The following is a 12,815-nucleotide window of genomic DNA, read 5'->3' as shown; positions in this document are numbered from 1 at the left end:
AATTGGGGTTCGCCGCGAAAACAGCGATCGAGGCGCATATAGGGGGGGTGATTTGGCCCCGCAAGGCATGGTAGCAGGCGCCACGCTCCATTTTTCACAGCCGCGCGAGGAAAACGGATGGCCCCCTTCAAGCCAACCGCCGGGCCCGGTCCCGGAGCCGATCCGCGCACGGCCCTCATCCTCGTCGATCTGCAGGTGGACTTCCTGCCCGGCGGCGCCCTTGCGGTGCCCGGCGGCCATGATGTCGTGCCCCTCGCCAACCGGCTCGCCGCAGGCTTCCGCAACGTCGTTCTGACGCAGGACTGGCATCCGCAGGGGCACATTTCCTTCGCCTCGACCCATCCCGGCCGGGCGATCTACGACATGATCGATCTGCCTTACGGCCCGCAAATCCTGTGGCCGGACCATTGCCTGCAAGGCACGCCGGGCGCCGCCTTCGCGCCGGGCCTGGACGTGCCCCACGCGCAACTGGTGGTCCGCAAGGGCCACCACAAGGCCATCGACAGCTATTCCACCTTCTACGAGGCCGACCGCACCACGCCCACCGGCCTTGCCGGATACCTCCGGGAGCGGGGGATCGATACCGTCTATCTCGCCGGCCTCGCCCTCGATTTCTGCGTCTCGTGGTCGGCAGTGGACGCCGCACGGCACGGTTTTACCACTTACGTGATCGAGGACGCCTGCCGCTCCATCGACGTGGACGGCTCGCTGGCGGCCGCCCTTGCCGACATGGACAGAGTCGCAGTCCGCCGGCTGGCGGCGGCGGACCTTCTCGCCTGAGCGAATGACCGCGACCGTGGACTATCCCTGATCGGCGGCGGTCATCATGCCGAACGGCGCGCCGGTGGCGTCACAGACGATGGCGATGCGGCCGACGCCGGGAATGTCGAAAGGCTCACGGATCACCTGCCCGCCGGCCGCTTTCAGCAGTTCCACGCGCGCGCCCACATCGTCCACATTGATGTAGCTGAACCAGTGGGGCGGCACCTGCGGCGGCAGGATCTCGGTCTTGTCCATCATCCCGGCCACCGGCTCGCCGCCGAGGGTCGCGACGTAATAGGCGTGGCCGCCGTCCATGGGCATCTCGCTGAAAGTCCAGCCCAGCGTCGCGGCATAGAAGGCCTGCGCCTTCTCCACGTCGTCAGTCATCAGCTCGTTCCAGTAGAATTTCCCGTGCGGGCCCATCGGCGCCTCCCTCGAACCGGCCGGATGGCCGGCGGCACTATGCCCGAGGCATCGCGCCGCCGCCACGCAGGGCGAGACCTACTCCACGATCAGGATGATCCGCCGCGAGCGCGGCTCCACCACCGCCGCCTCATTGCCGGGCAGGGTGACGTAGCGGTATTGGGAGAGGCCGGCGCCCGGTGTGTATCCGGCCTCGTCCAGCGTCTGGTAGCCCTCGTCGTCGTCGAAGTCCGCGCCGTCGCCCGGCTGGCCATAGTCCTCCTGCGCCACCGCCTGCCCGTAGCGGCCATAGGGCTCCGGGGCGGCACCGAAGCGGCGCAGGTCCACGTCGGGCGGCACCACCGCGCCCACCTCGGCGACGAAGCCGCCGGGGATATAGGCCGGCGGAACCGGGTGGCGAACCACATAGGTCTCGATGTAGCGCCGCTGCACCGGCGTGAAGGTCACATAGCCGCCGGGCACCGCCACCGTGGTCTGGGCGGCGGCGGGGGAGACGCCCCCGGCGACCACCAGCGGGAGGAAGGCGACAGCGACCAGACCGGACAGCATCACCGGACACGCCCGGCCACGAGAAAAAAGACCATTCGACAGGAGATGATTGCGCATGACGACAACTCCTCTTCCCAACCCCAGCACCGGGAAGGCATCGTCCGCGGGGATTCTGTCGGCATATGGCCGAAACCTGAGATGAAATATATAGTTACTACCTTGTTAAAACCGGCGTCAGGACAAGGGAAAGCCACCATGCCGCTGCCGCCTCTTCTTCAATCTGCCAAGATCACGTGCGCAAAGATCGTGGCGTCCGGGCGATGACGGGATCTATGGCGGCAGCGCCGGCTCCCCTCGAACTCCAGCCCGGCGCCCTCTGGTTCCGGGAGGCGCTGGACCGGGAAGCGCAAGCCCTGCTCCTCGCCGACATCCGCGCGGTGCTGGACGAAGCGCCCCTCTTCACGCCCACCATGCCGCGTTCGGGCCAACCCTTCTCCGTGCGCATGAGCAATTGCGGACCGCTCGGCTGGGTGTCGGATGCCGCCGGCTACCGCTACCAGAGCTTCCACCCGGACACGCGCCGCCTCTGGCCGGCCATGCCGCCGCGACTGATGGAGCTGTGGGAGCGTCTCGCCGGCGGGGCGCCCCCACCCGAGGCGTGCCTCATCAATTATTACGCCCCGGACGCCCGCATGAGCCTGCACCAGGACCGCGACGAAGCCGACTTCACCGCGCCGGTGCTGTCGGTGTCGCTGGGCGATACCGCCGTCTTCCGTGTGGGCGGCGAGACACGGCGGGGGCCGACGCGCTCCATCCACCTCTCGTCGGGCGACGTCTTCCTGTTGTCCGGGCCGAGCCGCCTCGCCTTCCACGGCATTGACCGCCTGCTGCCCGGCACCTCCCGGCTGGTCGAGGAGGGCGGGCGATTCAATCTCACGCTGCGACGCGTCACCGCCGCGTGATCGGCCACTTTTCCGCCACGTCATTCACAGAAAAGCCGGATTGCCGCCGGACACAGGCAGACCGGCCCGCAGGCGAAGGCCCGCTTTGGCCGGGTTCCGCCGGAGCCCTCGATGCGCCTCGCCTTCACGTCCGCCTTCCTCTCCGCCGCCTTCGCCGTCCTCTTCGCCTTATCGCTGGCCGCCCCCGCCAGTGCGACGGAGGTGATGTATCCGCGCGGCTCGGCCCTTGGCCTCGTGCCGCCGCCGGGCATGGTGGAGAGCAACCAGTTCGCTGGATTCGAGGACGACGCGACGAAGTCCTCCATCCTGGTGGTGGACATGCCGGCCGATGCCTATGACCAGCTCCTGCCGGGCTTCAGCGCACAGGCCCTGAACACGCGGGGCGTGATCCTGGAAGACCGCGAGGACTTCCCGCTCAAGGACGCGAAGGCGGTCTTGTTCATCGGCCGCCAGACGGCCGGGCCGGTCACGGTGCGCAAATGGGTGCTGCTGGTGGGCAGCGACAAGGGCACGGGCATCGTCACCGTGCAGGTGCCCGAGGCGGGCGCGTCCAGCTATCCCGACAAGGTGGTGCGCCAGGCGCTGTCCACCATCACATTCCGCAGCGTCGCCGATCAGGCAACCTCCCTGCCCTTCGCCGTCACCAACCTCGCCGGCTTCCGCCCCGTGCGGGCGCTGGGCGGCACCACCCTGCTCCTGACCGACGGACCGAAGGATGCGCTCGACGGCCCCGACCAGCCGGTGTTCGTCGTCTCCATCGCCGGCGGCGCGCCGCGCGACGACGAGCGCCGCCAGTTTGCCCTGCGCGCCCTTTCCACCATTCCCGGTGTGAAGGACTTGAAGCTCGACAGGGCCGAGCCCCAGCGCATCAACGGACAGGCCGGCTTCGAGGTGATGGCCACCGGCGCCGACGCCCGCACCGGCGTGCCCATCAAGGTGGTGCAGTGGATCCGCTTCGGACCCACCGCCTACATCCGCATGGTGGGCGTGACCAAGCTCGACGCCTTCCCCGACGTCTATGACCGCCTGCGGGCGCTGCGGGACGGCGTGGAGTCCCGCTAGGCGCGCATTGCGCCGGTACCACCCGCGGGATTACCCTTCGCGGTCACTTCCTCCGCCGAGGACCGCTCATGCCCATGTCCGGGCGCAAGGATGCGCCGAGGGAACCGCTGCCCGACAGTCCGCTCGCCGGCGCGCTTTCCCTGCCGGGGGCGGGGACGGACTTCGGCGCCATCGATGCGGACGAGGCGTGGATCGCCGTCATCCGCAAGATGGACGAGACCTATGCGGAGCTGGTCCGCCAGCAGGTGGAGCTGGAGGCCAAGAACACCGCGCTGGAAGAAGCCCAAGGCTTCATCGCCGGCCTCCTCGGCTCCATGACCGACGTGCTGGTGGCGTGCGACCTCTCCGGCCGGGTGGAGCAGGTGAATCTCGCCGCCGAGCGCGCCTTCGGCCTCAGGGCCGACGCCCTCCTCGGCCGTTCCCTGTCCGATCTGCTCGACGCCTCATCCGAAACCACGGCGGCCGACGTGCTCGCCACCGTCGCCCGCCGCCAGCGCATCGCCGACCGGGAATTTACATTGGCGACGCCGGACGGGCCGCTGGCCATCGCGGTCAACGGCGCTCTGAGGTTCGATCCGCGCGGGCGGGCGGTGGGCATCGTTCTGGTGGGCCGCCCCATCGGCGAACTGCGCGCCGCCTACGGCGCCCTCGCCAAGGCCCACGAGCATCTCAAGCGCACCCAGCAGCAGCTGGTCCATGCGGAGAAGATGGCCTCCCTCGGTCGCCTCGTGGCCGGCGTCGCCCATGAGCTGAACAATCCCATCTCCTTCGTCTACGGCAATGCCCATGCGATGAAGCGCTATGCCGAGCGGCTGATCGCCTATCTCGATCAGGTGCATGCGGGGGCCGATGCCGCGACCCTCGCCAAGGCGCGGGGCGAATTGCGCATCGACCGGGCGCTGTCCGACATTCCCGCCACCCTCTCCGGCATGCTGGAGGGCGCCGAGCGGGTGCGCGACATCGTGGCGGACCTGCGCCGCTTCTCCTCCGACCGGCGCGAGGCGCGGGAGGTGTTCGACCTCGCCGGCGTGGTCCGCTCGGCGGTGGACTGGGTGGCGAAATCCCAGATGCCGGACCTGCCCATCACCGTCGCCGTGCCCGAGGGGCTGGAGGCGGTGGGCCATCCCGGCCATATCCATCAGGTGATGATGAACCTCGTGCAGAACGCCGTGGACGCCATGGAAGGCCGCCCCGACCGCCGGCTGGAGATCACCGGCACCCGCTTCCAGACCCCGGACGGGCTGCAGGTGGCGGTGCGGGTGCGCGATACCGGGCCGGGCATTCCCGACGCGCTCATGGACCGCATCTTCGACCCCTTCTTCACCACCAAGGCCGTGGGCAAGGGCACCGGCCTCGGCCTCTCCATCTGCTATCGCATCGCCGAAGAGCACGAGGGACGGCTCGAAGCCGCGAACCATCCGGACGGCGGCGCCATCCTCTCCCTCGTACTTCCGGCGGCGCCATGATGCGGGACCTGAACGCGCCCTTTACCGTGCTCTGGCTGCAATCGGGCGGCTGCGGCGGCTGCACCATGTCGCTGCTGTGCGCCGAGGCGCCGGACCTTGCCGCGACGATGGCCTCGGCCAACATCCGCTTCCTGTGGCATCCCACCCTCTCGGAGGAGACGGGGGACGAGGCCATTGCCGTATTCGAGGCGGTTCTGTCCGGCGACATCCGGCTCGATGCCCTGTGCATCGAGGGCGCGCTTTTGCGCGGGCCGAACGGCACCGGGCGCTTCCATACGCTCGCCGGCACCGACACGGCGACCATCGACTGGGTGCGCCGGCTCGCGGCGGTGGCGGAGCACGTGGTGGCGGTGGGCACCTGCGCGGCCTATGGCGGCGTGACGGCGGCGGGCGTCAATCCCGCCGATGCCTGCGGCCTGCAATATGACGGGCGCCGGCCGGGCGGGGCGCTGGGCGCCGATTTCCGCGCCCGTGCCGGCCTGCCGGTCATCAATGTCGCCGGCTGTCCGACCCATCCCAACTGGGTGACGGAAACGCTGATGCTGCTCTCCGCCGGGCTGCTGCACGGCGGCGACCTCGACAGCTACGGACGCCCGCGCTTCTACGCCGACCACCTCGTGCACCACGGCTGCCCGCGCAACGAATATTACGAGTACAAGGCCAGCGCCGAGAAGATGAGCGACCTCGGCTGCATGATGGAGCACCTCGGCTGCCTCGGCACCCAGGCCCATGCGGACTGCAACACCCGCCTGTGGAACGGCGAGGGCTCCTGCACCCGCGGCGGCCACGCCTGCATCAACTGCACCGCGCCCGAGTTCGAGGAGCCGGGCCACGCCTTCATCGAGACGCCGAAGATCGGCGGCATCCCCGTGGGCCTGCCCACCGACATGCCGAAAGCGTGGTTCATCGCCCTCTCCTCGCTGGCCAAGGCAGCGACGCCGGAACGCCTGCGCCGCAATGCGGTGAGCGACCATGTGGTCACCCCGCCCGCCGTCCGGGACATCAAAAAGCGATGACCGAGGGCACGAAACGGCTGGTGGTCGGCCCCTTCAACCGCGTGGAGGGCGACCTGGAGGTGCGCCTCGACGTGGCGGACGGCGCCGTGAAGCAGGCCTTCGTCTCCTCGCCTTTGTTCCGGGGCTTCGAGCGCATCCTGGAAGGGCGCGATCCGCGCGACGCCCTCGTGATCGCGCCGCGCATCTGCGGCATCTGCTCGGTGTCGCAATCCCATGCGGCGGCGCTGGCGCTGGCGGGTCTGGAGGGCGTGGTGCCCACCGACAACGGGCGCGTCGCCACCAACCTCATCCTCGCCACCGAGAATCTGGCCGACCACCTCACCCATTTCCACGTCTTCTTCATGCCGGACTTCGCCCGCGCGGCCTATGCCGACCGGCCGTGGTTCGCGGAAGCCGAGCGGCGGTTCAAGGCGGCGCACGGGCTGAGCGTGCGCGAGGCCCTCGCCACCCGCACGACGCTGCTCCACGTCATGGGCCTGCTCGCCGGCCGCTGGCCGCATACCCTGGCGCTCCAGCCCGGCGGCGTCGCCAAGGGGGCGGACGCGCGGGACAAGATGCGGCTGCTGGCCACCCTCGGCTCCGTGCGCGCGGACCTCGAGGCCCGCCTCTTCGGCGCGCCGCTGGAGCGCGTCGCGGCGCTGGCCGACGCGGAAGAGCTGGACGCGTGGCGCCGGACGGGGCCGGACGGTGATTTCCGCCTGTTCCTCACCATCGCCGAAGACCTCAGCCTCGCGGCACTCGGCCGGGCCGACGACCGCTTCCTCTCCTACGGCGCCTATCCGCAGCAGGAGGGCCGGCTCTATGCGGCCGGCACCTTCGCAGGCGGCCGCCTCGGCTCGGTCGACACCTCGGCCATCGCCGAGGATCATTCCTTCGCCCGCATGGAGGGGCGGGAGGCGCCGCATCACCCGTTCGAGGGCTCGACCTTTCCCGATGGCGTGGACGAAACCGGCTACACCTGGTGCAAGGCGCCCCGCCTCGCCGGCCTTCCCTTTGAGACCGGCGCCTTCGCCCGGCAGGTCATCGCCGGCCAGCCGCTCGCCCGCGACCTCGCGACCAAGGAGGGCGCCAATGTGCGCTCGCGCGTTGTCGGGCGGCTGGTGGAGACCGCGCGCACGCTGATCGCCATGGAAAACTGGGTGCGCGCGCTCCGGCCCGGCGAGCCCTGGTGCGCGCAGGGCGCCCTGCCGCAGACCGGCCGCAGCTTCGGCCTCACCGAGGCGGCGCGCGGCGCGCTCGGCCACTGGATGGTGGTGGAGCGCGGCCGCATCGCCCGCTACCAGATTATCGCGCCCACCACCTGGAACTTCTCCCCCCGCGACGCCGCCGGCCAGCCCGGACCGCTGGAGACGGCTCTCGTGGGTGCGCCGGTGCGGCAGGGAGAGACGACGCCGCTCGCCGTGCAGCACATCGTGCGCTCGTTCGATCCCTGCATGGTCTGCACGGTGCATTGAGCGGCCATGGACGGGGCGGGCATCGCGGGCGAGACCATCGAGATTTCCGGCATCGTGCAGGGCGTGGGCTTCCGGCCCTTCGTCTATCGCCTCGCCCTGCGCCTCGGCCTCGATGGCACGGTCTCCAACGCCGGCGGACGGGTGCTGATCCATGTGGGCGGCCCGCGCACGGCTCTCGAAGCCTTCGCCGCGGCTCTGGTGGCCGAGGCGCCGCCGCTAGCGCGCATCGAGCGGGTGGAGCGCCGTCCGGCCGCCGTGCCTGAGCCCGGATTCCGCATCGTGGAGAGCGGGGCCGGCACGGTCTCCATCGGCGTGGTGCCTGACGTGGCAACCTGCCCGGCCTGCCGTGCCGAGATCGCCGATCCCAACGCCCGGCGGCATCGCTACGCCTTCACCAATTGCACGGATTGCGGCCCGCGCTTCTCCATCGTCGCCGGCCTGCCCTATGACCGGCCGGCGACCACCATGGCCGGCTTTCCCATGTGCCCGGCCTGCCGCGCGGAATACGAGAACCCTGCCGACCGGCGCTTCCACGCCCAACCCATCGCCTGCCCCGCCTGCGGCCCGCGCCTGTGGCTGGAGCGGGAGGGGACGGAGATCGCCTCCGCCGATCCCATCATCGATGCGGCCGAACTGCTGCGGTCGGGCCATATCCTCGCGGTGAAGGGCATCGGCGGCTTCCACATCGCCTGCGACGCCACCGACGCCGCGGCCGTCGCCACCCTCCGCGCGCGCAAGCACCGCCCCACCAAGCCGCTGGCGGTGATGGCGGACCTTCCCGCCGCGCACCGCCTCTGCGTCATCTCACCAAAGGAAGAGGCGGCACTGCTCGCCCCCTCCGCGCCCATCCTGCTGCTGCCGCTCCGGCCGGATGCGGCCCTCGCCACCGGCCTCGCACCGGGCCAGAGCCATCTCGGCCTGATGCTGCCCTATACGCCGCTGCATCATCTGCTGATCGCGGCGACCGGCCGCCCGCTGGTGATGACCTCCGGCAACCGCTCCAGCGAGCCGCAGATTTTTCGCGATGACGAGGCCCGAACCGGCCTTGCCGGCATCGTGGACGGCTTCCTGATGCACGACCGCCCCATCGCCCGCCGGCTCGACGACAGCGTGACGCGCTTCGCCGCCGGCGGACTGCGCGTGATGCGGCGCGGGCGGGGCCTCGCGCCGCTTCCCCTGGCGCTGCCGGAGGATTTCGAGGGGGCGCCGCCGGTGCTCGCCATGGGCGGCGAACTGAAAAGCGCGCTCTGCCTCACCCACGGCGCCCGCGCCCTCCTCTCCCACCATCTCGGCGACCTCGACGAGCCGGCCACGGGCGATGCCTTCGAGACCGCTTTGGCCGACTATTCCGCCCTCTTCGCCCATGTGCCGCAGGTGATCGCCGCCGACCTCCACCCGGACTATCGCGCCAGCCGCCTCGCCGCCGCCCTCGCCGAGGCGCGGGGGCTCCCGCTGGAGAGCGTGCAGCATCACCATGCCCACATCGCCGCCGCCATGGCCGAGACCGGCTGGCGGCGCACGGATGGCAAGGTGGTGGGGATCGCCCTCGACGGGCTGGGGCTGGGCAACGACGGCACCGTGTGGGGCGCCGAGGTGCTGGTCTGCGACTATCGCGAAAGCCGGCGCATCGCCCGCCTCTCCCCCATCCAGCTCGCCGGCGGCGATGCCGCGAGCCGCGAGCCGTGGCGGGCGCTGCTCGCCCACCTCGACCGGGCGCTCGGCCGCGCCGTCGTTGATGGCGACGCCAGCCTCGCCGCGCTGTTTGCCGGAAAGCCGGTGCCGACCCTGCGGGCGATGATGGACAAGGGGCTCAATGCCCCCCCCGCCTCTTCCGCCGGCCGCCTGTTCGATGCCGTGGCCGCCCTCCTCGGCCTCGCACCCGACCGGCTCTCCCACGAGGGCGAGGCGGCCATGGCGCTGGAGGCCGGCGCGGCGGGGGAGGCCGCGCCCTACCCGTTCGCCATCTCCGCGCAGGACGACCTCATCGAGATCGATCCCGCCCCGCTCTGGCGCGCCCTCCGCGCCAACCTTGCCGCCGCCCGGCCGCTCCCGGAGATGGCCGCCGCCTTCCATACCGGGCTTGCCGAAGCTTTCGTCTCCGTCGCGGCGCAGGCGGCAGCCGAGGCCGGCACCCATGCCGTCGCCCTCTCCGGCGGCGTGTTCCAGAATGCCCGGCTGCTGGAGGAGGCTGTCGCCCGGCTGCGCGCGCGCGGCCTCACCCCTCTCATCCCCGCCGAGGTGCCGGCCAATGACGGCGGCCTCGCCTTGGGGCAGGCGGTGGTCGCTGCGGCGCGACATATGGCGTGATGCCATGCGGGCGGGGCCGTTCCCGTCCGGCGCGGGCGGGACTATGGTGGGGCCATGACCACGCCCCATCGTCCGCACCCGCACAGCCGCCCCGAAGGCCGCGCCGCAGGTGTCGTGAAAACCTTCCTCCTCGCCGGCTCCACCCTGCCCGCCCCCGGCCTCGCGCCGGGCCTGCATGTGGTCGCGACGCCCATCGGCAACCTCGCCGACGTGACGGTGCGCGCGCTGGAGACCCTGGCGGCGGCCGATGTAATCGCCTGCGAGGACACCCGCATCTCCCGCCGGCTGCTGGACCGCTACGGCATCCAGACCCACCTCATGGCCTATCACGACCACAACGGCGCCAGCGCCCGGCCGAAGCTGCTGGCCCGCCTCGCCGCCGGCGAGCGTGTGGCGCTGATCTCGGACGCGGGAACGCCGCTGGTGTCGGACCCCGGCTTCAAGCTGGTGGTGGAGGCCGCGGAGCTGGGCTTCCCCGTGCATCCCGTGCCCGGCGCCTCGGCTTTGCTCGCGGCCCTTGTGGCGGCGGGACTGCCCACCGACTGCTTCCTGTTCGACGGCTTCCTGCCGCCCAAGGCCGGCCAGCGCCGCAATCGCATCTCCGCCCTCGCCGCCGTGCCGGGCACCCTCGTTTTCTATGAGACCGGCCCCCGCCTCGCCGAGAGCCTCGCCGACCTTGCCGACGTGCTCGGCCCGCGCCGTGCCGCCGTCTGCCGCGAGCTGACCAAGGCGTTCGAGGAGGTGCGGCGCGCCGATCTGCCCGCCCTCGCCGCCCACTATGCGGACGCCGACGACCCCAAGGGCGAGATCGTCCTCGTCATCGGCCCGCCCCTGGAAGAGGTGGCCGGCGATGCGGACGTGGACGCGGCGCTCCTGCGCGCCCTCAAGGATACGTCGCTGAAGGATGCCGTCGCGGTCGTCGCCGGCGCCACCGGCCGGCCGAAGCGCGAGGTCTACGCCCGCGCCCTCGCGCTCGCGCAGGCGCGTGGGGACGAAAAGCCCGGGGACGCCGACGCGGATGCCTGAGACGCCGGCCAGCCCTCCGCCCGACGCGGGCAAGCTGCGCCGCCGCGCCGCCCACGCTCGCGGGCTCGCGGGGGAGGAACGCGCCGCGACCCTGCTCGGCGCCCACGGTTTCCACGTGCTCGCCCGGCGGGTGCGCACCAAGGCGGGCGAGATCGACCTCATCGCCCGGCAGGGCGACCTCCTCGTCTTCTGCGAGGTGAAGCTGCGGGCGCGGCTCGACGATGCCGCCTTCTCCCTCCAGCCGCGCCAGCGCCGGCGCATTGCGGCGGCCGCCGAGGCCTACCTCGCCGAGCACCCGGAGCTTTCAATGCTGAACATGCGCTTCGACGCGGTGCTCCTCGCCCGCACGGGCGAGGCCGAGCACCTGCCCGGTGCTTTTGAAATGGAGTTCTGAGCCGAGTGGCGGCGCGCGCCGCCCGGCTATAGATAAAGCCGAGACAGCGAGGCCCAATCGGGCCAGCGGGAGATTGCCATGACCCTGAAGGTCGCGGTCCAGATGGACCACATTGCCAGCATCAATGTTCAAGGGGATTCCACCTTCGCCCTCCTTCTGGAGGCCCAGCGGCGGGGACATGCACTGTTCCACTACACGCCCGACCGCATGGCCATGCGCGACGGCCAAGTGTTCGCGGCCGTGGAGCCGCTGACCGTGAAGGACGAGGCCGGCGCCCACTTCACCCTCGGCGCGCGCGAGCGCATTCCCCTCACCGAGATGGACGTGGTGCTGATGCGCCAGGACCCGCCCTTCGACATGGCCTATGTGACGGCGACCCACCTTCTGGAGCGCATTCACCCGAAGACTTTGGTGGTGAACGACCCCGGCCACGTCCGCAACGCGCCGGAAAAGATCTTCGTCACCGAATTTCCGGACCTGATGCCGCCGACCCTGATCTCCCGCGACCTCGCCGAGATCAAGGCCTTCCGTGCCGAGTTCGGCGACGTGGTGATGAAGCCGCTCTACGGCAACGGCGGCGCGGCGGTGTTCCGCCTGACGGCCGACGACCTCAATTTCGGCTCGCTCTACGATCTCTTCTCCGCCACCTTCCGCGAGCCGTGGGTGATCCAGCGCTTCCTGCCGGCGGTGAAGCACGGCGACAAGCGCATCATCCTGGTGGATGGCGAGGCGGCCGGCGCGGTGAACCGGGTGCCGAGCGAGGGCGACTTGCGCTCCAACATGGTGCGTGGCGGCGCGGCGCGGCCCACCGACCTCACCGACCGCGAGTTGGAAATCTGCGCCCGCATCGGCCCCTCGCTGCGCGAGAAGGGGCTCATCTTCGTCGGCATCGACGTGATCGACGGCAACCTCACCGAGATCAACGTGACCTCCCCCACGGGCCTGCGCGCCATCAAGCGCCTGGGCGGGCCGGACATCGCGGCGCAGATTTGGGACCGCATCGAGGCCCGCCGCGCCGCCTGAGGCACCTTCCAATCGAGACCAACGCGGCGGCGCCCTCGGCCCGCCGCGCGAACCGCCGTGCGGCTGCGGGCGTTATCCGTCAGGACGCACCCCCGGACATCACAGGACCGACCATGGGACAGCCTTTTACCGCCTCCATCCCCCACCGCCTCGGCAAGGCCGAGGCGACGCGGCGCCTCCAGGCGGGGCTGACCGGCGTGCGCGACCGCTTCTCGCGCCACATCTCCATCCTGGAGGAAACCTGGACCGGAGAGCAGCTGGACTTCCGCATCGCCGCGCTGGGACAGACGGCGAGCGGCAAGCTTCAGGTGGCGGACGATGCGGTGCACCTCTCCGTGGAGCTGCCGTTCATGCTGGATCTGGTCGCCCGCAAGGCGAAGGACCTCATCCAGAAGCAGGGCCGCCTGATGCTGGAGAAGAAATAGGCCGGC

The 12,815-nt window shown here is 70.9% G+C and carries 13 protein-coding genes; 11 read left to right on the top strand and 2 right to left on the bottom strand.

Annotation, left to right across the window (positions count from 1 at the left end):
• The first annotated feature begins 117 nt into the window (after window positions 1–117).
• Window positions 118–780 carry a bifunctional nicotinamidase/pyrazinamidase gene (gene pncA, locus A37E_RS0110170; RefSeq protein WP_051678916.1) on the top strand — a complete coding sequence of 221 codons (663 nt, stop codon included), beginning with the start codon at window positions 118–120 and terminating at the stop codon, window positions 778–780.
• Between the two features lie 21 nt (window positions 781–801).
• Here the strand turns inward: pncA and A37E_RS0110165 are convergent, their stop codons facing one another.
• The gene (locus tag A37E_RS0110165; protein WP_029556480.1) at window positions 802–1,185 is read right to left on the bottom strand and encodes a VOC family protein; all 384 of its coding nucleotides are present in this window, start codon (window positions 1,183–1,185) and stop codon (window positions 802–804) included.
• A gap of 78 nt (window positions 1,186–1,263) precedes the next feature.
• Window positions 1,264–1,791, bottom strand: a complete 528-nt coding sequence (locus A37E_RS0110160) for a hypothetical protein (protein WP_156026281.1) — start codon at window positions 1,789–1,791, stop codon at window positions 1,264–1,266.
• A 215-nt stretch (window positions 1,792–2,006) separates the two neighbouring features.
• Between A37E_RS0110160 and A37E_RS0110155 the strand changes: the two genes are divergently transcribed.
• From A37E_RS0110155 to A37E_RS0110110, 10 genes are all read left to right on the top strand, one after another.
• Entirely contained in the window at window positions 2,007–2,636 is a 630-nt protein-coding gene (locus A37E_RS0110155) for an alpha-ketoglutarate-dependent dioxygenase AlkB (protein ID WP_038192863.1), read from the top strand.
• A 111-nt stretch (window positions 2,637–2,747) separates the two neighbouring features.
• A complete protein-coding gene (locus tag A37E_RS0110150) occupies window positions 2,748–3,698 on the top strand; it encodes a hypothetical protein (RefSeq protein ID WP_029556477.1) in 951 nt (316 codons plus the stop codon).
• A 68-nt stretch (window positions 3,699–3,766) separates the two neighbouring features.
• Entirely contained in the window at window positions 3,767–5,164 is a 1,398-nt protein-coding gene (locus tag A37E_RS0110145) for an ATP-binding protein (protein ID WP_029556476.1), read from the top strand.
• Window positions 5,161–6,180: a HupU protein gene (locus A37E_RS0110140; protein ID WP_245279308.1), complete on the top strand. Its 1,020-nt coding sequence runs from the start codon at window positions 5,161–5,163 to the stop codon at window positions 6,178–6,180. The genes A37E_RS0110145 and A37E_RS0110140 overlap by 4 nt, the downstream gene beginning before the upstream one ends.
• On the top strand, window positions 6,177–7,634 hold the full coding sequence (locus A37E_RS0110135) for a nickel-dependent hydrogenase large subunit (RefSeq protein ID WP_029556474.1): 1,458 nt from the start codon (window positions 6,177–6,179) through the stop codon (window positions 7,632–7,634). The genes A37E_RS0110140 and A37E_RS0110135 overlap by 4 nt, the downstream gene beginning before the upstream one ends.
• Before the next feature lie 6 nt (window positions 7,635–7,640).
• On the top strand, window positions 7,641–9,941 hold the full coding sequence (gene hypF / locus A37E_RS0110130) for a carbamoyltransferase HypF (protein ID WP_029556473.1): 2,301 nt from the start codon (window positions 7,641–7,643) through the stop codon (window positions 9,939–9,941).
• A gap of 54 nt (window positions 9,942–9,995) precedes the next feature.
• Complete coding sequence (rsmI, locus tag A37E_RS0110125; protein ID WP_038192859.1) at window positions 9,996–10,967, top strand: 16S rRNA (cytidine(1402)-2'-O)-methyltransferase; 972 nt, start codon at window positions 9,996–9,998, stop codon at window positions 10,965–10,967.
• Window positions 10,960–11,361: a YraN family protein gene (locus tag A37E_RS0110120; RefSeq protein WP_029556471.1), complete on the top strand. Its 402-nt coding sequence runs from the start codon at window positions 10,960–10,962 to the stop codon at window positions 11,359–11,361. The genes rsmI and A37E_RS0110120 overlap by 8 nt, the downstream gene beginning before the upstream one ends.
• A gap of 78 nt (window positions 11,362–11,439) precedes the next feature.
• Window positions 11,440–12,384: a glutathione synthase gene (gene gshB, locus A37E_RS0110115; RefSeq protein ID WP_029556470.1), complete on the top strand. Its 945-nt coding sequence runs from the start codon at window positions 11,440–11,442 to the stop codon at window positions 12,382–12,384.
• 113 nt (window positions 12,385–12,497) lie between these two features.
• Window positions 12,498–12,809, top strand: coding sequence for a polyhydroxyalkanoic acid system family protein (locus A37E_RS0110110; RefSeq protein WP_024281266.1), 312 nt, complete (start codon window positions 12,498–12,500; stop codon window positions 12,807–12,809).
• Window positions 12,810–12,815 lie beyond the last annotated feature (6 nt).

It is taken from the genome of Xanthobacter sp. 91, from assembly GCF_000702385.1.
GTDB lineage: Bacteria > Pseudomonadota > Alphaproteobacteria > Rhizobiales > Xanthobacteraceae > Xanthobacter > Xanthobacter aminoxidans.
This window is presented reverse-complemented; position numbering and strand designations above follow the sequence as displayed.